This is a genomic window from Chroococcidiopsis sp. (assembly GCF_051657925.1).
In the GTDB taxonomy this organism is placed as follows: Bacteria; Cyanobacteriota; Cyanobacteriia; order Cyanobacteriales; family Chroococcidiopsidaceae; genus Chroococcidiopsis.
Genome location: NZ_JBOFLP010000058.1, coordinates 29,544 through 47,563 on the forward strand (window position 1 = coordinate 29,544; position 18,020 = coordinate 47,563).

The 18,020-nt window shown below is 40.7% G+C and carries 34 protein-coding genes; 22 read left to right on the forward strand and 12 right to left on the reverse strand.

Features of this window, described 5'->3' with window-relative positions; translation table 11 throughout:
* Window positions 1-187: 187 nt before the first annotated feature.
* From ACRC32_RS04450 to ACRC32_RS04465, 4 genes are all read left to right on the forward strand, one after another.
* Complete coding sequence (locus ACRC32_RS04450; RefSeq protein ID WP_438552850.1) at window positions 188-451, forward strand: helix-turn-helix transcriptional regulator; 264 nt, start codon at window positions 188-190, stop codon at window positions 449-451.
* 146 nt (window positions 452-597) lie between these two features.
* A complete protein-coding gene (locus ACRC32_RS04455) occupies window positions 598-1,110 on the forward strand; it encodes a hypothetical protein (RefSeq protein ID WP_438552851.1) in 513 nt (170 codons plus the stop codon).
* A gap of 280 nt (window positions 1,111-1,390) precedes the next feature.
* Window positions 1,391-1,612: a hypothetical protein gene (locus ACRC32_RS04460; RefSeq protein ID WP_438552852.1), complete on the forward strand. Its 222-nt coding sequence runs from the start codon at window positions 1,391-1,393 to the stop codon at window positions 1,610-1,612.
* A gap of 4 nt (window positions 1,613-1,616) precedes the next feature.
* Window positions 1,617-3,179 carry a UvrD-helicase domain-containing protein gene (locus ACRC32_RS04465; protein WP_438552853.1) on the forward strand — a complete coding sequence of 521 codons (1,563 nt, stop codon included), beginning with the start codon at window positions 1,617-1,619 and terminating at the stop codon, window positions 3,177-3,179.
* Here the strand turns inward: ACRC32_RS04465 and ACRC32_RS04470 are convergent.
* Entirely contained in the window at window positions 3,162-4,013 is an 852-nt protein-coding gene (locus tag ACRC32_RS04470) for an HNH endonuclease (RefSeq protein WP_438552854.1), read from the reverse strand. The two genes, ACRC32_RS04465 and ACRC32_RS04470, sit on opposite strands and share 18 nt — an antisense overlap.
* Window positions 4,014-4,266: 253 nt before the next feature.
* Here ACRC32_RS04470 and ACRC32_RS04475 point away from each other — a divergent pair, with 253 nt between their 5' ends.
* Both ACRC32_RS04475 and ACRC32_RS04480 read left to right on the forward strand, forming a co-directional pair.
* Window positions 4,267-4,455, forward strand: a complete 189-nt coding sequence (locus ACRC32_RS04475) for a hypothetical protein (protein ID WP_438552855.1) — start codon at window positions 4,267-4,269, stop codon at window positions 4,453-4,455.
* Between the two features lie 38 nt (window positions 4,456-4,493).
* Window positions 4,494-4,763, forward strand: coding sequence for an IS1/IS1595 family N-terminal zinc-binding domain-containing protein (locus tag ACRC32_RS04480; protein WP_438552856.1), 270 nt, complete (start codon window positions 4,494-4,496; stop codon window positions 4,761-4,763).
* Window positions 4,764-4,935: 172 nt separating this feature from the next.
* On the opposite strand, the gene ACRC32_RS04485 is transcribed toward ACRC32_RS04480, so the two are convergent.
* The gene (locus tag ACRC32_RS04485; RefSeq protein WP_438552857.1) at window positions 4,936-5,184 is read right to left on the reverse strand and encodes a hypothetical protein; all 249 of its coding nucleotides are present in this window, start codon (window positions 5,182-5,184) and stop codon (window positions 4,936-4,938) included.
* 137 nt (window positions 5,185-5,321) lie between these two features.
* On the opposite strand from ACRC32_RS04485, the gene ACRC32_RS04490 reads away from it, so the two are divergent.
* Window positions 5,322-5,534: a hypothetical protein gene (locus ACRC32_RS04490; RefSeq protein ID WP_438552858.1), complete on the forward strand. Its 213-nt coding sequence runs from the start codon at window positions 5,322-5,324 to the stop codon at window positions 5,532-5,534.
* A 58-nt stretch (window positions 5,535-5,592) separates the two neighbouring features.
* Window positions 5,593-5,877: a hypothetical protein gene (locus ACRC32_RS04495; RefSeq protein ID WP_438552859.1), complete on the forward strand. Its 285-nt coding sequence runs from the start codon at window positions 5,593-5,595 to the stop codon at window positions 5,875-5,877.
* Here ACRC32_RS04495 and ACRC32_RS04500 read toward each other — a convergent pair whose 3' ends face one another.
* Window positions 5,878-6,579 carry a PD-(D/E)XK nuclease family protein gene (locus ACRC32_RS04500; RefSeq protein WP_438552860.1) on the reverse strand — a complete coding sequence of 234 codons (702 nt, stop codon included), beginning with the start codon at window positions 6,577-6,579 and terminating at the stop codon, window positions 5,878-5,880.
* Window positions 6,580-6,666: 87 nt separating this feature from the next.
* Between ACRC32_RS04500 and ACRC32_RS04505 the strand changes: the two genes are divergently transcribed.
* From ACRC32_RS04505 to ACRC32_RS04515, 3 genes are read left to right on the forward strand one after another with little or no spacing between them, the layout of a single operon-like run.
* The gene (locus tag ACRC32_RS04505) at window positions 6,667-6,969 is read left to right on the forward strand and encodes a hypothetical protein (protein ID WP_438552861.1); all 303 of its coding nucleotides are present in this window, start codon (window positions 6,667-6,669) and stop codon (window positions 6,967-6,969) included.
* A complete protein-coding gene (locus tag ACRC32_RS04510) occupies window positions 6,959-7,138 on the forward strand; it encodes a hypothetical protein (RefSeq protein WP_438552862.1) in 180 nt (59 codons plus the stop codon). Before ACRC32_RS04505 ends, ACRC32_RS04510 begins: the two co-directional genes overlap by 11 nt.
* On the forward strand, window positions 7,111-8,031 hold the full coding sequence (locus tag ACRC32_RS04515) for a hypothetical protein (RefSeq protein ID WP_438552863.1): 921 nt from the start codon (window positions 7,111-7,113) through the stop codon (window positions 8,029-8,031). Before ACRC32_RS04510 ends, ACRC32_RS04515 begins: the two co-directional genes overlap by 28 nt.
* On the opposite strand, the gene ACRC32_RS04520 is transcribed toward ACRC32_RS04515, so the two are convergent.
* Genes ACRC32_RS04520 through ACRC32_RS04545 form a run of 6 tightly spaced genes read right to left on the reverse strand, consistent with a single transcriptional unit; the run spans window position 8,028 to window position 11,652 of the window.
* Entirely contained in the window at window positions 8,028-8,564 is a 537-nt protein-coding gene (locus ACRC32_RS04520) for a ParB N-terminal domain-containing protein (RefSeq protein WP_438552864.1), read from the reverse strand. The two genes, ACRC32_RS04515 and ACRC32_RS04520, sit on opposite strands and share 4 nt — an antisense overlap.
* Window position 8,565: 1 nt before the next feature.
* Window positions 8,566-8,886, reverse strand: coding sequence for a hypothetical protein (locus tag ACRC32_RS04525; protein WP_438552865.1), 321 nt, complete (start codon window positions 8,884-8,886; stop codon window positions 8,566-8,568).
* Window positions 8,870-10,045, reverse strand: a complete 1,176-nt coding sequence (locus tag ACRC32_RS04530) for a phosphoadenosine phosphosulfate reductase domain-containing protein (protein WP_438552866.1) — start codon at window positions 10,043-10,045, stop codon at window positions 8,870-8,872. Before ACRC32_RS04530 ends, ACRC32_RS04525 begins: the two co-directional genes overlap by 17 nt.
* Window positions 10,035-10,754: a cupin domain-containing protein gene (locus tag ACRC32_RS04535; RefSeq protein WP_438552867.1), complete on the reverse strand. Its 720-nt coding sequence runs from the start codon at window positions 10,752-10,754 to the stop codon at window positions 10,035-10,037. Before ACRC32_RS04535 ends, ACRC32_RS04530 begins: the two co-directional genes overlap by 11 nt.
* The gene (locus ACRC32_RS04540; RefSeq protein ID WP_438552868.1) at window positions 10,751-10,996 is read right to left on the reverse strand and encodes a hypothetical protein; all 246 of its coding nucleotides are present in this window, start codon (window positions 10,994-10,996) and stop codon (window positions 10,751-10,753) included. Before ACRC32_RS04540 ends, ACRC32_RS04535 begins: the two co-directional genes overlap by 4 nt.
* Window positions 10,993-11,652, reverse strand: a complete 660-nt coding sequence (locus ACRC32_RS04545; RefSeq protein WP_438552869.1) for a hypothetical protein — start codon at window positions 11,650-11,652, stop codon at window positions 10,993-10,995. The genes ACRC32_RS04540 and ACRC32_RS04545 overlap by 4 nt, the downstream gene beginning before the upstream one ends.
* 41 nt (window positions 11,653-11,693) lie before the next feature.
* Here ACRC32_RS04545 and ACRC32_RS04550 point away from each other — a divergent pair, with 41 nt between their 5' ends.
* Window positions 11,694-11,882: a hypothetical protein gene (locus ACRC32_RS04550; RefSeq protein WP_438552870.1), complete on the forward strand. Its 189-nt coding sequence runs from the start codon at window positions 11,694-11,696 to the stop codon at window positions 11,880-11,882.
* Here the strand turns inward: ACRC32_RS04550 and ACRC32_RS04555 are convergent.
* On the reverse strand, window positions 11,866-12,414 hold the full coding sequence (locus tag ACRC32_RS04555) for a hypothetical protein (RefSeq protein ID WP_438552871.1): 549 nt from the start codon (window positions 12,412-12,414) through the stop codon (window positions 11,866-11,868). The two genes, ACRC32_RS04550 and ACRC32_RS04555, sit on opposite strands and share 17 nt — an antisense overlap.
* Window positions 12,415-12,544: 130 nt before the next feature.
* Window positions 12,545-13,240 carry a CHAP domain-containing protein gene (locus ACRC32_RS04560; RefSeq protein WP_438552872.1) on the reverse strand — a complete coding sequence of 232 codons (696 nt, stop codon included), beginning with the start codon at window positions 13,238-13,240 and terminating at the stop codon, window positions 12,545-12,547.
* Window positions 13,241-13,348: 108 nt separating this feature from the next.
* Between ACRC32_RS04560 and ACRC32_RS04565 the strand changes: the two genes are divergently transcribed.
* The 3 genes from ACRC32_RS04565 to ACRC32_RS04575 all read left to right on the forward strand — a co-directional run bounded on the left by ACRC32_RS04565 (window position 13,349) and on the right by ACRC32_RS04575 (window position 14,298).
* On the forward strand, window positions 13,349-13,630 hold the full coding sequence (locus ACRC32_RS04565) for a hypothetical protein (RefSeq protein ID WP_438552873.1): 282 nt from the start codon (window positions 13,349-13,351) through the stop codon (window positions 13,628-13,630).
* Window positions 13,631-13,677: 47 nt separating this feature from the next.
* Window positions 13,678-13,887: a hypothetical protein gene (locus ACRC32_RS04570; RefSeq protein WP_438552874.1), complete on the forward strand. Its 210-nt coding sequence runs from the start codon at window positions 13,678-13,680 to the stop codon at window positions 13,885-13,887.
* Window positions 13,888-13,968: 81 nt separating this feature from the next.
* The gene (locus tag ACRC32_RS04575) at window positions 13,969-14,298 is read left to right on the forward strand and encodes a hypothetical protein (protein ID WP_438552875.1); all 330 of its coding nucleotides are present in this window, start codon (window positions 13,969-13,971) and stop codon (window positions 14,296-14,298) included.
* 125 nt (window positions 14,299-14,423) lie between these two features.
* Here the strand turns inward: ACRC32_RS04575 and ACRC32_RS04580 are convergent, their stop codons facing one another.
* Entirely contained in the window at window positions 14,424-14,798 is a 375-nt protein-coding gene (locus ACRC32_RS04580; protein WP_438552876.1) for a surface-adhesin E family protein, read from the reverse strand.
* 109 nt (window positions 14,799-14,907) lie between these two features.
* Here ACRC32_RS04580 and ACRC32_RS04585 point away from each other — a divergent pair, with 109 nt between their 5' ends.
* From ACRC32_RS04585 to ACRC32_RS04615, 7 genes are all read left to right on the forward strand, one after another.
* The gene (locus ACRC32_RS04585) at window positions 14,908-15,363 is read left to right on the forward strand and encodes a hypothetical protein (RefSeq protein ID WP_438552877.1); all 456 of its coding nucleotides are present in this window, start codon (window positions 14,908-14,910) and stop codon (window positions 15,361-15,363) included.
* Window positions 15,364-15,365: 2 nt separating this feature from the next.
* On the forward strand, window positions 15,366-16,019 hold the full coding sequence (locus ACRC32_RS04590; RefSeq protein WP_438552878.1) for a hypothetical protein: 654 nt from the start codon (window positions 15,366-15,368) through the stop codon (window positions 16,017-16,019).
* Window positions 16,003-16,179, forward strand: a complete 177-nt coding sequence (locus tag ACRC32_RS04595; RefSeq protein ID WP_438552879.1) for a hypothetical protein — start codon at window positions 16,003-16,005, stop codon at window positions 16,177-16,179. Before ACRC32_RS04590 ends, ACRC32_RS04595 begins: the two co-directional genes overlap by 17 nt.
* 96 nt (window positions 16,180-16,275) lie before the next feature.
* Entirely contained in the window at window positions 16,276-16,809 is a 534-nt protein-coding gene (locus ACRC32_RS04600) for a hypothetical protein (protein ID WP_438552880.1), read from the forward strand.
* A complete protein-coding gene (locus ACRC32_RS04605) occupies window positions 16,809-17,042 on the forward strand; it encodes a hypothetical protein (protein ID WP_438552881.1) in 234 nt (77 codons plus the stop codon). The genes ACRC32_RS04600 and ACRC32_RS04605 overlap by 1 nt, the downstream gene beginning before the upstream one ends.
* Before the next feature lie 150 nt (window positions 17,043-17,192).
* The gene (locus ACRC32_RS04610) at window positions 17,193-17,426 is read left to right on the forward strand and encodes a hypothetical protein (protein ID WP_438552882.1); all 234 of its coding nucleotides are present in this window, start codon (window positions 17,193-17,195) and stop codon (window positions 17,424-17,426) included.
* Entirely contained in the window at window positions 17,404-17,814 is a 411-nt protein-coding gene (locus ACRC32_RS04615) for a hypothetical protein (RefSeq protein WP_438552883.1), read from the forward strand. The genes ACRC32_RS04610 and ACRC32_RS04615 overlap by 23 nt, the downstream gene beginning before the upstream one ends.
* The last annotated feature ends 206 nt before the right edge of the window (window positions 17,815-18,020 follow it).

Consider the following 18,020-nt stretch of genomic DNA (forward strand, 5'->3'; position numbering starts at 1 on the left):
ACTCTCCCCTTGCGTACCCCCAACCAGGGCGGTTGAATTGGCTATTTGGTTTTCTAGGTGCTGTCTCGTTTGCTTATATATCTAATATACTAACTGGTTAGCTATTTGTCAACAGATTAGTTCTAATTAGTTAGAGCTACTCGATTAGTGTATAATACTGGTAGTTCTAACCGTTTAGTGTTAACCTATGGATAAAAGAGTCAAGAATCTGTTGTATATGCGTAGTCCCATGATGGAGTTAAGGAAGAAAAGCGGATTAAAAGCCGAACAGGTCGCTGTTGAGTTGGATATTGCTATGAGTACGGTTCGTAACTGGGAGCAAGGCAAAACGATTCCTAAGTTGCGGATAGATCAATTTGTCAAGCTCTGTCAGCTATACGATTGCACCTTAGAGGAGCTGTACAAAGCTGTTAAGAGCATCTACAGCGAAGCAAATACTTTAGTCGCATAACAAAACTACTTAACTCCATACTCTGTTAGCTCTCTATCGTGAGAGCTTTCTTTTTGTCAAAACATTCTAACCAATTAGTTCTAACCTGTTGACAATAAACTAACGGGTTAGTATAATAATGATATACCAGATAAAAGGATATTCAAATGAAAGGGATTTTGAAATACGTTTATACAGCTTCCCGCGCTCTAGCAATCTTAGTTGCTCAAGGTATTGAAGTTTTAAAAGTGATGGAAGTTAAGGTTATGACTTGCTGTGTGTGGGTAAAGTACCGCACGGTTAAAGGCATCTGCTCGTTATTCGTATCAGTTAGAGCATTTCTTAAGCTAGCGATGGGAGTGAGAAAAGAAAGAGCTAGCGAGTATGTAGTAACGCAGCGTAGTAACCCCGCACAATTCAATGTAGTTAATAGCAGAGATATTACAGAAGCAGGATATTTAGTTATCGCCACTCCAGATTTAGTTACCTGCTCGTGTAAAGATTTTCAAGAAATGGCTGAATATTTACCTCAGCATCCTTACTTATGGCGGGTAATGAAATCTACAAGGTGTTGCAAACATATCTACGCTACGCTCTCTACATTAGCTTGCGGTTCATTGAATGAATACTTTAAGAACTGGCAAGTAGGAGGTAGATTTCACGAGGTTGCAGCAGCTTAACTTAGTGTCCTGAGTAAGATTTAAAACTGCTTTATTCAAACTATTACTCGCATCAATATGAATTTTAAATGTAGAGCAGCTCAACACAGCAAGCGATACCAATACAAAGGATTTTGGATTAATATTTTGCTTAATACTGATTTTCAACAGAAGACTTTCTGGTATGAGACAACGATTGAAATGCCAAATCAGAAGAACATAGTAAGTAGTTATCCATACCCAAGTTTAGACCAAGCTGAATTCGCAGCAGAAGAATTAATCGATAGTTGGAATTAGAGAAATGGAAATTCTACCAGATGTGCCAATAGAAATACAGTTAGCCATTCATGCCGAAGTTATGAAAGTAGCAGAACAGCACAATTTACCGTTTGGCAAAGCTTTTTACATTTTAATGCAGCGATATAAGCAAGCTTTGGTTGTTAGCGAACTAGAAAGAATTTCTGTTGAAGAGGCAATTTCTAAGTTAAGCCAAATAGGGTATTGGGAAAGTTTGCGAGGTTAATTATATGCAAATATTACAGAAAACATTTACCCCTAGCCACTACCAGCAAGCGATATTCAATTGGATCAAAGAAGGGCGAGGAGATGCAGTAGTAAAAGCAGCAGCTGGATCGGGTAAAACCTCGACGCTAGTAGAAGCATCCAAACTCCTCTATACCGATAGCGCGATATTTCTCGCATTTAACAAGCATATCGCCGATGAGCTATCCAAACGAGTCAGCAATATGATTTGTAAAACCATCCATAGCATCGGTCACACTACTTTGCGATCGCATTTAGGTAGAGTCGTGTTAGATGAGAATAAATACTTAGAGTTGGCTAAACTCTATGCTGAAGAAATAGCAGAAGGATTGAGATATCGCTACATCCAAGATTTGCAGATGTGGAATCAACAGAAGCTAGAGGATGAAGACATTCCCGAACCAGACGAACCGCCAACTGTTGCTGCTGTTGCATCCCAACTCAAGCAACTCGCTCACTTTATCCGCGTTACCTTGACTGATGTAAGCGATCGCGCAGCTGTAGAAGAAACCTGCTACCACTACAGCGTGCTAGAGAATGATTTTACTCTCGATCTGCTCTACCGTCCCTTGCTGGGGATGCTGAGGGAAGGAGATAGGTTAGCAGGAAATAGAGGAGTTATCGATTATGACGATATGCTCTACCTACCTCATGCTTGGGGGCTAATTCCTAAACAAGTTCAGTGGGTTATGTGTGATGAAGCGCAAGATTTATCCCCAGCTCAACTCGATTTAGTTCTCAAGTTGCGATCGCCTGGAGGTCGGATGCTATTTGTCGGAGATGAGAGTCAAGCGATTTTTGGCTTCGCTGGAGCATCGAGCGAGAGCATTCAGCAAATCATTAAGCGCACCAATGCAACTGTACTACCACTCTCGATTTGCTATCGCTGCCCTAGCTCTCACATCAAACTCGCTCAAACTATCGTTCCGACAATCGTTGCGAGAGAGAACGCACCAGAAGGAATTATTGAGGAAATTAAGCGCAATAAAGTAAGCGATCGTATCCAAGAAGGGGATTTAGTTATTAGCAGATGCACTGCTCCCGTCATTAAACTCTGCATCGAGCTGATCGCTAAGAGGATACCAGCACGGGTAAGAGGTAGAGATATCGGTAAAAGTTTAACTACAATTGTCAAAGAAGTAGCAAAGCATCCTGATTTTACCTTTGACGACTTCGGCATTTTTCTAAAAGAGTACGAGGAAAAGAAAGTAGCGAAATTAGAGCAGAAGAAAAACGCTCAATCTCAAATTGAATCGTTACGCGATCGCATTCAAGGAATTGAGGTTTGCTTTGAAGCTTTTGAGGTTAATTCAGTAGAGGAATTGTGCAGAGAAATCGAATCTCTATTTAGTGATGGTAGAGCTTCTGTCATGCTCTCTACGGTACATCGATGCAAAGGTTTAGAGAATGATCGAGTATTCATACTGCAACCTGACAAACTACCTTTAAAGTGGCAAAATCAGCAAGAATGGGAAAGGACGCAGGAAGCCAACCTCCAGTATGTTGCATATACTCGCGCTAAACAAGCTTTATACTTCATCAAATAGCAGTTCTTGAATTTTTGCCCAGCGTTTTTCATCAAAGAAAGATTGTTGGGCATACCAAGTATAAACTTCCCTGTTGTACTTACTAGAGTTACAGCTAAGACAGGCAGGGATTATGTTAGAAATACAATCTTTACCATCTTTACTGATAGCTATTACATGGTCAATTGTTAATGATTCCTGTTTTCCGCAATAAGCACATTTGTACTCAAACTGATTAAACCTAGCTTTAATGTCGTTTGCAGTATAAGGAATATAAGCATTGCACTTCCGAGCTTTGCGTTGCTGTTCGTTAAGCAAGCGAACTAATTTACCGTGTTCTGTCTGACGGTAAACTCTGTTAATGGAAATAAAGAAATCTCGATTCTGCTGCCGCCGATTTTTCTCGTAAGTAGATATTTTATCTTGGTTGTCTTGACGGTACTTTTGACTTCGTTGCTTGTGATACTCTAAATTTTCTTGGTAATGCTTTTGATTATAACTTGATACGTGTTCAGCATTGCGCTCTCTCCATTTTCTCGTCTTAGCATTTAAAGAATCTTTGTTCTGCTCTCTGTGTTTAATTTTGCTAGCTTTTGCAGATTCTGTTTTACTATACTCTGCCATTTGCTCTAATCGTTTATCTCTATTCTCCCAATGGTATTCTCTAGCTTTGCGTTGCAATCTATCTTGATTCTCTGCATAGTATCTTGGTCTATATTCTTTACCCCAAGCTTTTTGGCATTCAACACATTGACGAGTAGATGTGTAGCGTAAGCTTTGTCTTGTTTGATTCCAATCGTAATTGCGCTTACAAATTACCGCTAATACAAATTTAGAAGTGTCAAAATCATTCATACTACCAAATATCTAATGTTATAAAATAATTTTATCAAGAGCTTAATTTTGTTTATGTAATGATTCGGCAAAGATTGATAGCAGCTAAATAAGTAGAGTTTACCCTAGCTTTACCTATTTGCATTAAGCTGAGTGTAGAATAGTAGTATGAGTTAAGGAGGTAAAACTATGGTTGACAGAATACAGATAATGATTTGGTTATCTTGGATTCTGATTGTAATTATGAATGTAGCAGTATTATGGGGGTACTTTCATGGAAAGTAATTTGTCAGAAGTAGAACAGCTAAGAGTTGACTTTGAAGAATTAAGAACAGAGATGAAAGATGTAAATGACAAAGTAGAAATTTATAAAAATGCTATGGGTCAAGTTGTCAATCTCGCTTTCGCTTTAATAGGAAGTGCTACTGTTACCGTTCTAGTTTCTAACGTTTTAAGTAAATAAATTAATCTCTCCGTCATTTGACGGAGATTAACTCTAATATGAACTGTCCTAAATGTAATTCAACTCACGTCGTCAAAGCTGGTATCCGTAGAGGTAAGCCAGCTCTACTCTGCAAAGATTGCGGTTATCAATTTGTCGATGGTGCGCTATCAGTTGGCAGACCTAAAAGCGATTCTCCTACGTGCCCTCATTGCGAGGGAGAGACACGCAAGCTAGGGAGCGATCGCAAAGGTCGGCAACGCTATCAGTGTAAAAGTTGCAGGAAGGTATCGACAGATGAAACATCTAAAGAACTGCTCTCGCTGTAAATCGCAATGCATTCAATCTATCGTTAATCATCCTACCTATGGCGATCGTCCTTACTTTGAGTGTCCCAAATGTAAAGCTGAAAGAATTTATCCTTGGGGTATATTTTTTATAGCTCCCCTGGACGATCCAAATAGAGAATAAAAAACCACCTTTGTAAGATGGTTTTGTCATTTACATTAACAATCCGAGAGCTTTCTGCTGTCGGTTGTCTAACTTCTTGTAGAGCCAGGGTTTAATTCTGTAAGATACGTTTCTCATAACTGTAACTTTATCGATTGAGTTTACCCATTCGCTAACATCTTCAGTAAATCCGCTTTTGGGAAACCATTGACCGTTAATCTTCCATGCTTTCTCTGTCTCTTGCTGTACGGTAAAATGTTCAAAATCTCCACAGCTAGTAAGTTCAATTAAAATAGTCATTTGTTTAACTCTTTTGCTTCTACATACTATTATCAACTCAACTGAATGTAAGTAGGTAAAGCGCCGATAAAGATTTTAAAGCAAAAGATTTATACTTGCTTTACCTACTTTTCTTGGAATGAGTTTATTATAGTAATATGAGAGCGAAAGGAGATAAAACAATGTTAAAGCAAATCGGTCAAGAGTTCAAATCAGTAAAGTTTGTAAACGAGAATGACGAAGTTGTAGCAACTGCTAAATACCACAGCAAAGCTTGCCACTACGTTGTTACGGTAGCTGGAAAGAAATATTTAACTCATACAATCGGAACGCTGAAAAACGTTAAAGAATACGTTAATCAAGTAGCTTAATTAAGTGACCTAGACACGTCTCTAAACTGTCTGACTACCAAATAAAAGATGTAAGGTAATGACAGTAGGACAAACGATTTACGAACAGCTAAGAGCGACAGCAAAAACTGAGATGTTTTGCTGGGGGGCGAGAGAATATGTAGACATGGGAGATGGATTAAAATTTAAAGTTAATGGTGCTAAGTTTAAAGGTTACGTATATGTTAAATACGATGGAATTTTAGATACTTATACAGTGCAGTTAGCAACTATTAAAAAACTAGAATGGAAAGTAAAGCAAGAAGTATCGGATGTCTATTGTGACGAGCTAGGTAGCGTTATTGATAGTTTGGTAGAACAATAACTAATACTTTCCTCTCAATCCCTCTAGCACCTGCTCGGCAAACGAGTCAGGTGTTTTTGTTCGCCAATACTGTTTAACTTTCTCGATCCACATCCGCCAGAAACTACTCAGGTTAAACTTAAATACCTGGCATTCACTTTCAGCATTAGCAGCAATGATTACCCCTTGCTTTATCTTCGTTCCATACATCCGGTTAATCGCGCCGCAGTAAGCAGCAAGTTGTAGAGGATAGCGATCGCCGACTCCATCTTTAGGTCGCTCCGATGTTTTCCAATCGATAATGCTGAGTTCTCCTTCATACTCTGCTACTAAATCGACAGTTCCGGCGTAGCATCCTACATCGTGCCAGATAGCGGATTCAACTAGCTGCGGATTGGTAATTTTAGGTAAAACTGATTCTACTGATTTGATATAGGAAGAGATTGCAGCAAACGTGTCTGGATATACGCTGAATTCTATCCATAGCGACCCCATTATCTCAAACTCCATCGCTTGATGAAACAGCGTACCGCGATCGCAAGCAGCTTTGGATTTAGCAGCATTCTCAGGAATCTTGCGCCACTCTTCCCACTTCTTCGTCTGTTCTGGGTTGGTCGCATCCTGAATCGTACCGACTCCTGGGTAAAAGCGATCACCAATTCGATAAAGCCGACCAGCAGACGTGTAAACGTGTAGAGAGTGTGGGTCGTGGTGGAGGAGCATTAATAAATAAAGTGATTTAGTACTAATATACTATTTAAGATATTTGGAGTCACTTATTTGGATCGGCAACAACTTTGGTTTCATCAAATGCAACGTCTTCTTGCTCACAACGTTCCTCAATTTATTACGCACATTAAAGATAGAGGCGGTGTGAGTAATGAGGAACGCTGTTGGTTACAGTGCGAAGATGAAAATCCCAATTATCCAATGCACTTAATCTTGAGAGCAGATGAATTCATCCTCTATCCCAAAGATGAGAAAACTTTTAATCATAGCTTATTTGTGTTAACTCTAACGCTAGCAATTATGAGCTTCGTTCCTGGTGGGGTTAGTTTTTTTGGTTTACATTTTTGTTCTGAGATAGAAGATTTTGTAGATTATGACTTTTAACTATGCTGAAAAAACGTTAGATTGTCCAGAATGGGTTCAAGCTGATTTTGTGAAGTTGTATGCTGGATATCCTGATAAGTACAAAATAGCTTTTGACAACGGAAAAATAGCTATAGAGTGGGATATTAATGAGGGTAAAAAATGGTGGAGGTTTTGCTTGAAAAGATGAAAGCAAAACCTGATTGTACTAAGCAGAGATTCGGTATGCTGACCGTTTTAGGTAAGGGAGAATGGCGGCGTACATCTGATGGAAGGAATAGGCAATTATGGCTCTTGCAATGTGATTGCGGAACTATAATTGAACGTCCTAGAGGAAATTTTGACCGTTTTTCTTATCAGCGAGCATCTTGTGGATGTGCTAGAAGATTAGGATTGATAGATAATAAACGTCGTCCTCAAAATATATCTGGGCAAAAATTTGGAAACTTGACAGCTATTGCACTTACAGGAAAGAAAGATTCTTCCAGAAAACCGACTTGGCGATTTCAATGCGATTGCGGAAATCTCCGCGAAATGTCACTTTCTGATATTAGGAGACATGAACGTGAAGGTATACGTATAAATTGCGGCGATCCGCTATTACATCTTGATAGGTGGTTGCGTTATCCTCCTACTCCCAATCCATATCCACAAGATGCAGGAGAATTACTTGTAAAGTATTTGGATTTAACAAAGTTAGATTATAAACAAATAGACACTGAGGTTGAAGACGAAAAACTTAATCGCTTAATTCGTGCTGCTTGGATAATCGCTTATCGTAGATCTCTTGGTGAAATAATTTCTCAACTGCACGAAGAACGAATTATTAAAAAATATTTACGTTATTGTTCTATTATTGTCTTTTGGAAGCGAAAAGTAGAAGAATATGGAGGATTAATGTATGATGGAGAGCGGAATAAAAAACAAATAGGTTTCAAGATGACCGATATAACATCTAACGTTTATCCTGGGCTGGAGTCGCAGGAGAATTTCGTGGATTTAACATCTTCTAACTATCCTGTAATTGAGACACAGGAGATTAACTGTATTTCTATGAAAAAACTGAGATTCAAACGGCGTTAACGATTAGATTTCGGTATCCATGCTTTCCCAAACTCCTGTTTTCCTGCTTGCTCTGGCATTCCCGCGCGGTTATTCAACCTAACTACTTCCTCTCGCTCCATTCCCAATCGCTGTATCAGCTCTTTCTCGCTTACTCCGGCTGCTAGAATCTCCCTAACTATACTCGCCATCTTCAGCACTCCATGAGTACCCCTGGCGCGATTATGTCTAATTGTAGACATTTGCTGGTGTACCGGATCTAGTTTGACCTGGACTGTAGGGACGAATCCATTTGTCAATCGATACACTTCATCATCAGCTGATACTTTCCATCTATGAAATCCATCTACGATTTGATACCTACCATTCTGTTCAGGTAGAGTAACAATCGGTTGCGTCCAGCCATCTTCAAGTATGGATGTTTTGAGTAGTTCTAATTCTGGAGCAAATACAGTATTTGGGTTGTAATTATTAGGATCGAGTAAATCGCGATCAAGCCAATGTACTTGAGCGATTGGTTGATTGTATGTATTAGCGATCGCTAGTTTAGTCATATTAGGAAGGATTGCACGAAGCAGCTTTGTAACGTTTCTCTAGAAATCCAAGTAAAACCATCATCCAAGCTTGAGGATCTTCGCGCCGATTGAGATACTTGCTTAATACGTCTCTATCTGTAAATTCCAAGCAATTCTCTTCCTGTTCGGCATCGAAGTAGATAAGAAAGCTCAAAGAAGTGCCAAAACTTGAAATGTTTACGGTATTGCCGTTAACGATAGCTTTACGTTCTTGAAGTTGATTTATAATTGCAGCGCGCAATCCTTCTCGAAATACGAGTCCTACTGTTGCAGGAGGAGCATCCTTATAATCCGTTATCATCTAGCTTCAGCGCCTCCTCATAAGTTATTCCTAGCTTGTCGCATCGAACTTGTGCGTGTTTTAATAGCTGCCCTGCTTTCCTCCCTTTCAAATCTCCCTGGTTAATACACTTAGCAAGCCACTTCCAACTCAACCCGCTAACTGGATCTGCTTCAGTTTCGGGAATTGAGCGTTTAGTCTTGGAGCGATGCAGTTTAATCATTTGCGTAACGCTAGCTGCTATCTGCGCCTTATCCTCCGGTTCGTATAGCTCGATGAGCGAGTAACACCAATCGCGATAGCTCATTCCTGGCGGCGGTTCCTTGGGGGAAGTACCGTACAAATCAGTCAGTGCATACCTCCAAGCGGTTGCTACTCCATCAACTCGCAGTAGCATCCGCTCCCATAGCTCCGGCCAGCAAGTTGCAAACTGCCACAATCCATTCAGCGGTTCCTCTCCGAATGGCGGCGTTACCCGTTGCAGGTTCTTAGATATTCCTGCCATCGCTTGAATATCGTAATGGCGGTTGTAATCCCAGAGAAACTGCTGCGGTGCAACCCACACGTCTGAGACGCTCCAATCGTAAATCGGAGAGCAAGGGTAGTAGTTTCCATACTTCCCCGTCGCATTCTGGCAAATCCAGTTATCTACTTCGCGCTTGGTTACTGACTGCAACCGCCTGATACTCTCAGCAGTCCGAATACCTCGAATACAAGCAACATTGCCGTTCTTAGGGGGATAGAGCAGCGCCATGATATCGGGGACATTCATCCCTACCTGAAATCCTGGAATACTGGTAATCGCCCCTGCTGGTAGCTGCCGCACCCATAAAGATCGCTCGTCGGGATGCCAGGGATACCAATAGGGTTGAGTCCTAGAGCAAGCATTACGGTGTTTGACTGGTACGCACACCCAAGCAAATCTGACATCCTGACGCGATCTCACTCGCTCTAAATACTCCTCAGTCTCAGGAGTCAAGCACTCCTCATCAATAAAACAGACATCTAGAGGTAGCCGGTTGCGTTCGGTTGCTACTTGTAAAGCTAAGTTAAAGCATACTGTAGAATCCTTCCCGCCGCTAAAGGAGACGACAACTGTATCGAAGCGGTCGTAGAGTAAATGAATTCGCTCCAATGACATCTCGTAGACTGATTTATCGATATGCTGCTTAACTGGCATGGGTGCGTACTCTCTCCAGTTTTGCAGCTGACACCCCATCTACTATTGTTTTGTTTAGCATCGGGTGGTCTTCATGAGTAGGACCATAGTCAGAATCAGGATGAAACGCGACAACTACGAGCGGTTGCTCTAGCGTCCAGAATGAGTGCAACTGATTAGCAGGAATGACAAAAGCCTGACCTGGTTCTAGGTTCGTTACTCCTTCTGGCATAACACATTGCCCTTCACCACTGACTACCATACCTACTCTTATACTTGGGTGTGTGTGGGGTACTTGCTCGATATGTGGAGGAAAGTACAGCGCGTTAAAACACGGATCGCCCTTCATGACTGGCGGAATCAGTAAACTATCAGTACATCCTGAGACATAGCGCAACCTGCCCGTCTCCTCTACTGGTCCACCGATGCTAAACATTCCTTTGTACTCCAGATGAGTAACTACGATACCGCTTCCATCTCCCCAGATAATTCCTCCTCCTGGCAAACTGAAATACATTCCTGCTCGTAATTCGTAACTATCCCCGCAGGAGTTATGCAATCTAATTACCCCTTCGTAAACATATCCGAAGTGAGTAAAATATTCCGACCAAGGTAGGTTAAGCGATACTTCCTTGCCATTCCACATCCGCAATTTAGTCGGGAATTCATCATCGCTCAGATCGACAAGCTTTTTGTGTTCCAATTCGTAAGAAATGAATGATTTATTCATGGCTTGGCTACTATGACAAAATCCCCAGCTTTTAATCCTGACAGCAATATTTCTAATCCTTCTATCGCTTCGGTTACTATAGATATTTTGGTTGAATTTATATCTGATAAAACTAGATTTTGCGCTTTCTCAATAATTTTCAATTGATTTTCAACTAACTTTTGAGTCAGTTCGTGAGCAATTCTAGTCTCAATTTCAGTTTCAAATCTGACATTTGTATAATCTGCAAAATCGCTTTTCATCCTAAATACTCCTGTACGATGACATCTAACGCTTCTGCTGTCGTCTCTAACCCATGCTTGCTCTTAGCTTCAGATATTGCGGTAAACAATCGCTCTCGCTGCTGCTGGCTTAGTAGGACGTGGAAGGGTAACAATCCCGATTCATCTTTAGTTGTCTCTGTCGCAGTAGAGGTTGATATTTCCTCTTTTGCTACTGCTTCTCCTGCTGCGATCGCTTCAAATTGCAATAAATCTGCTCCATCTTGGATGAGTTGCAATTCTTTCTCATTCCATAAGTTAGTGGAGGAGAGTAGATTGAAATCTGCTACTAATTGCTCGACATCCCAACTGAGGTTTAATTCTCCTACACGATTATCGCTCAAAGCTAGTTGACGCGCTTTTGGATCGTCTAGATCCAGGTCTAATCTTTTAACTGCTACGAGCTGCTCTCCTCGCGTCTCTACTACTAATACATCTTCTAACCCAATTGAATAAGCTATCTCAGTAGTAGCATTACCAGCAATAATCCGATTATTGCGATCGATAAGTATCGATCTGCCAGCTCCATAATTCTGCAACGATTTCTCTAAAACTCCCATACCTCTTTGAGTATGAGCGTTTGCATTGTTCGTGTCCGGTTGCAACTTATCTATTTTGATGGTTTTAACTGCTGCCATAGCGCGATAATACAAAAGTACTGCCGTAATGATATCTTGGCATGAACGCGGATAACTACACTCAATTGCAACAGATTGCAGGACAAATAGCACAAGCGACCTTAACTCAACAAAAAGTAGCGCAGCAGTTATTAACAGTAACGACGCTGCAATCACAAGCGATTATCGAGTTAATCGAAACTGTAGAGAAGTTGGTAGCACAAACGCAGAAATCTAGGACTGAACTTTAGTTATCCGCCATTCGTACTCTCTACCTACTTTGCCTACCTTCCAAAATACAAATCCCATGCGCGTAAATCGGTTGTGGTCGTCAAGGGGTGGAATCGATTTCAATCCGAGTAGAGGTAGCAATTCTGATGTAGAGATATGCCATCCTTCCTCTGCTATTTCTTTAAGCTTACGGCGATTTTCAAATGGATCTAGCGTAGTAGGTGCAGGTTGTCGATCTAACAAAGACGCAGTTACGATTCTTAGTAAGGCAGATTGTTCGGTAGATTGTTCGGTAGTCTGTCCGGCTACCATCATGTTTGATTGTTCGGCTGTCTGCTTGCTTATTCGATCTGCAAACATTGCCAAACTACCACCAGATTTCATATGCTCTTGCAATTCATCGAGTAATTGCAACTGCTCTCCGCTTAAATAGGAGCGATTGCCTATCTTCTCAGGTTTGATACCGAGCGCGTTCATCCGATCGTACAATACCGATTTAGCAATGCTGTAACGCTTTTCTAACTTAGTAATCGATACTTTATCTATTTCCATCCCTACCGTCTGCCAGTTTATACGCTGGATAGTCTACCAGACAGTAAGGATAATATTACTTGGTTGCGATAATGGCGGTTTTAGTAACCTCTGTAACCTCTGTTGCATAAAGGATGCAGAATCATAAACATTATTTATAGCTCGGTCTGCCAAACCCTTGAATCTGGGATAGCGATCGCTTGCGGCGCTGTACTTCTCCACCATTAGAATTGTTGCTCGCGCTCGTATTTCCTTCTATCGTGGTTACAGTCCCATCAAGGTTTACTGCTTCTACAATTCCAACGTGATCGCTGACACCATCTTTACCCCAATCGAAAAATACAACGTCTCCTACCGCAGGAGTAGTATAAAATCGCTTCAGTTGCTTAAACCAATTTACACCATAAGGACAGTAAGCAAATCCTTTAGAAGTAGTAGCAGGTAAAGGCAATCCAGCGATATAGAAACAGTAACTTACAAATTGGGCGCACCAAGGCTGTCCATCCATTCCATACCATTCGCCGAACTTTGTCCGATTGCTACCAGGAGGAGATTCTTTATATCCGAGGTAGGAAGTTGCGATCTTTAGTACTGATTCGGGAGTTATACCGCGCTTGACTTGAAACTCCAACAATCTTTTAGCTGTCGTTTGCCCTAGAGTATCGTAATCGCCCAAACTTGCTAATTGTTTAAATTGATGAAATGCTCCTATCGTCTTCGCTCCAGCAATTCCATCCACTTTATCCAGCAATCCTATCCTGACTAGTTCTAATTGGACTGCTTTAACAACTTCAATCGAGGCATCTTGCAACTTAACAGGAGTAACAATTGTTTCAAGAGTATTCATAAAAATAATCCTCGACGGGGATCGAGGAGAGTAAATGTAAGTATCTAAACTATATTTGCAATACACATTATCTTTGTTAAATTGTGTATTGCCATCTGTAGAATTGCTATGAGTAGAAATAACTTAACTTTAAACGAACGAATCGAACTTTACAAATTTGTCGTTACTGTAGCTTTCAGCGCTGGAGTTGCCCTATTTTGCATGTCGCAGCTATCAGGACAATCTAATTCAGATCGACGAAACGATTCTGCTTACTTTGGATTGCTCGGTAGTTGTGTAGCGTTATGGGTCAATCCAAATCCTAGCGGAGCTAAGAAAGAATCTACCAATGTAGCAGTAGATTCCCAACAGACTACAATCTTAGCAAGACCGCGAGAAATTCAAGAATAAAACAAAGCTAATATCGTAGAGGAAACTTCTATACTCGCTTCTATCTTATGCACAACTTAGAGCAGAAGTTATTAGCTGATATTGCTCGACAGTTATTTATTCTCCAAATTATTCTCGGTCAAATTTCTGTAGCTTTTATCGGATTGACAATCTTCTTGATTGAACCATCATCGGTTAATTTTGCTAAAGGAATTATTGTTGGCGGTATTGTTGTCAGCGCGATCGCGATTGCTGTTACTCGGAGTATACGTAGATGATTCGGATCGTTATACTTGCAGCAATTGTAGCAATTGTTGCAATCCTGGTTTACTACTCTTTGTGCTGTATCTTAGCTTGTTATGAAGATGAACGATGGTAGCAGCGTAGTTTACAATACTTGGGTACTAGAGGTAATTTACCAGCGATGTATCGAGATTGGTGCGATCTCTCGGACTGGATTTATCAATCAAGGTAGGGGTGCGGTTTGGTTAAAGCTATCTGATGGCAGATTTTGGCTAATTTACAATTCTCGCGCTGAATGGGAACGAGCGGGATTAGAACACGAGAGAACTAAAGCAATACTTTCAGCTATTGACGATTACAATCCTCTCAATTGCGCTGTAGTTATAGCTTTCTCATCTCTAGAGGATAAGTTTGAAACGGTAACCTGTTTGATAAAACTGGATTGAGGTTGCGATCGTTAGTATACCGCGATCGCTCATAAACCTTTTTTTTAGCTGGCAGACGCAAATTGCTCGAAATTTTCGATACCCCAAAAATTTTTCACACTCTAATTTAGCTCAAAAAGCTGAAATCAGTTTCCACAAACCATTTGCTCAATTGCATGTCCTACAGTGCCAGGAACGATGTCTGTTACGCGGTTGAGAGTGTAAGGATTACCATCTAAAGGTCTACCATTGCTAGCAAAACCGTTAGATTGTAGAGTAACTGTAGTATTGCTACTACAACTAATAGCATTTTGAGATACAACTCTTTTAAATCTACCTCCGAGCGGTTTAGCAAACACATCCAACTTCGAGTATTGAACGATATCTTGCTGCTGATTTATCGATCTGTCTTCTACATAAACATCGGCTGTTTCGCTGGAAGATACGTAAATCCATTCTGCCTTAGCTGTACTTGGAATTACTAAAATTGTTACTGCAATAGCCAATCCTAAAAGTTTCATTTGTCACACATTTAACATTCGTTACATCTATCGTCTGAAACTTACATAAAAATGTCGTCTGTAGTTGTGCGGATGAAGGTTAAAATTTCTGTAAAGAGTGAGATTTTTTATGATTCGTAGTAACCCAGGAATGACAGCATTACAAGCGGTCATGCCTAAAGTTAATTCAGGAATAACCGGAGCATCTACAGCTTCTCCTAAATACGATTACGGACATCAGCGCTTGCAATACGTTTTGAACAATCGTACCGAAACTCAAACTGATAATGCTCCTCCTCAAATTGAATCGAGTACGTCAGCAGGAAGTATTGATACGAGCGATCGCGATAACAGCTTCCAAGCAGGAGCGAGAATTGGCAACGATGGAAATATCTACATCTCTCGCGATCTGCTCGGCTATCAAACTCCGATGAGTGCAGAGGAGCAACTTAAATTAGTGCAGAAATATGAGAATAAAAAGATGGAGCGTGATGCTGCGATTTCAGGAATAGCGAGCTTGAGTAAGGCTTTTGGCAAAACTGGCGGATTTTCTACTGTATTTGGTTCTTATACTCCAAGTAATTAATTATGACTGGATTTTTAGTAGGCGGTGCAGCATCTTTACTAGGTGGCTTGTTTGGTGGAGGCAGCAGAAAAAAAGCTCAGAAACGTGCTTTTAAATATCAAATGCAAGCAGCAGCGAAACAATTTGATTACAACAGACAATATCAAGATGTTGATATTGCGAATCAACAATTGCAGCAGCAAAGAGGGATTGCTTCAGAAGAGTTGCAACAGCAAAGAGGTATCGCTTCTACTGAATTGCAACAGCAAAGAGGAATTGCTTCTACTGAATTGCAACAGCAAAGAGATATCGATTTTAGAACTGGCTACCAGCAGCGCGATATTGGAAATCAGCAGTATTTGGCGCGATTATCCGATACAGGGCAAACTAACCGATTGGGAATGCAACTCGGATCTACCGAGCGCGTAGCAGCAGGAGAGCAAGCAGGCTTAACATCTCGGTTGGGAATGCAATTAGGCAGCGAGGAACGGAGAGCAACCGAATCTCAAAAAGGAGAAACAGAACGACTGGGAATGAATCTGGATACCCAAAAAACCATGCAGCAAGCTGGATTTCAGAACGAAACTACTCAAAAAGCGATGGATGCTGCGAGAGCGAGATTGGCATTTGGAGGAAGGTATGGAGAGCAAAGAGGAGTTTATGCAGGAAGGTATTAGCGACAGACAGAAACATATTGATAGCTTAATGAGAATAAATCCAGAAATTACACAGGAAGAAGCAAATAAGTTACTAGATAAAGCGATCTTAGCAGTTAAAGAAGCATATGAATTTGGATTACTCGAAGCCAGTCAAAATCTCAACCCCGATTTACCTTAAAAAGTTTAAACGCATAATGGAGTAGAAATAAGAGCAAAATTTCTCACTTTGAACCGTAGCAAACGACAGCACAAACTAGACAAAATCCGCGCATCAATGAGCGTAGGAGAACGCCGCGAGTTTGACAAACTGGCTCGGTTTAACACGGATGTCACCCAAATCCACAAATGGCTCATCTTGCACGGATACGATATCTGTCTTTCTGCTTGTTACAAATGGTGGAATGATTACAAAGAGATTGGCGCTCAAGCTCAGATGCTCAATCAATTAGCTGAAGCTTACGATGGGTTAGAAGGCGATCGCTCTTTGCAAAGCGTAGAAGGTATTGCTCTTGCTATGGTACGTCAGCTGACTTCTACCTACCAGCAAGCGCCGAATAAACTCGATCCTGACATTATTAAGTTGTTTGCACTCGTGCCTAGCTTGATGCGTGAAGCCCGTTCATCAGCTGCACAACGCGAACAGATGAAGTTTATTAGCGATCGCGCTGCATTAGAATTAGCAGGAGCGCAACGCATGGTTGATATCCTATTACTAGCATTTAAAGATACGAGCTATGAGGATGCTCTGAAAGAAGCAGTACAAGGCGCGATGTTACAGATAGAGCAGGAAGTAAAGGGGCAGCAGTAATGTCAATATTAGAAACAGCAGTAAAGAGAGTAATAGCTAAACTAGAATACAAAGCGAAAAAAGGACATTTTACTGATGGAGATGCTTGGATATTAGGATATTTGGAGGAAGCTTTAAAACTTCATGAATCGATAGAAAATCCTTTAGAACCTTTGAGTTTAAAACATGATTGCAATGACATACCAACAGCTCCTCAGAAAAACACTTCCGCTTCCCATAATGATAGCTATTAGCGTAATCTGTCCTAAGCTGATGCTTGCTGGTGGAATTGTAGGATTTATTGCTGGAGTAATTTTATTTGGCTATTTAGTTACAATACTCGTTTATTCTATTAAGTTACAAAAGAGAATGAAGCAAATGATACGAGAGATAGAACAACAGCAATGATGCAATCACAAAAGTTTGAGCTTAAGCTTACTATTCGAGTCTTTAAAGACGGCGATGAATGGTACGCTTTAATCGGAGAAGATTTACAATCTGGAATTGCTGGATGTGACAAAACACCAGTAGAAGCTCTAAACGTTCTATTTACGCATTTTGCCAATCTGCCATCAATTGATGTTTTAGCTGATGAGTTAATGCCTTTTACAGATTATGAACAACCAACAAATTCATAAACATTACGAGCATCAAGCTCAATCGTTTGCTAAAATTGCTACGCACCTACCACCGAGAATTGTAGAAAATGCTTACCAATTCTCCATCAAGCACAGCAATACTCCTACCGAGCAGCTAGAGTTAGATTTCTGCCCTTTGCAGTGGAGGGGCGATCGCAATTTTGTAGATTTGCTTGCAAACAAGGAAGTACGAGAATTCATTTTCGATACGGTTGCGTACCTGGCAATGTATCCCGATAAAACCAGAACTCTACTCAAAGATTGCAATCTGGATGCTACTGCTGAGGATGAGGAATTTAGGAAGCAGATTTTTTACATGATTTGCATGGCATTAGTGTCGGTGGTTTATGTCAAGAAACATTTGGCTAGTGCAAACGGATTGAATTAATGAAAATAGCTATAGTTCTTACATCATTAGCATGGCTAGGAGTTTGCATCTGGGCAGGAATATCATCAAAACATTTTATGCCTTTTATGCTACTAATAACTCCTTATCTATTAGGATTGGCAAATGGATTTAGCTTGGCAAAATTAGCAAAGCGTAAATAATGCCAGTTCGTACCTACAAACCAGCTCTAGCTAAAGCGCGCTACA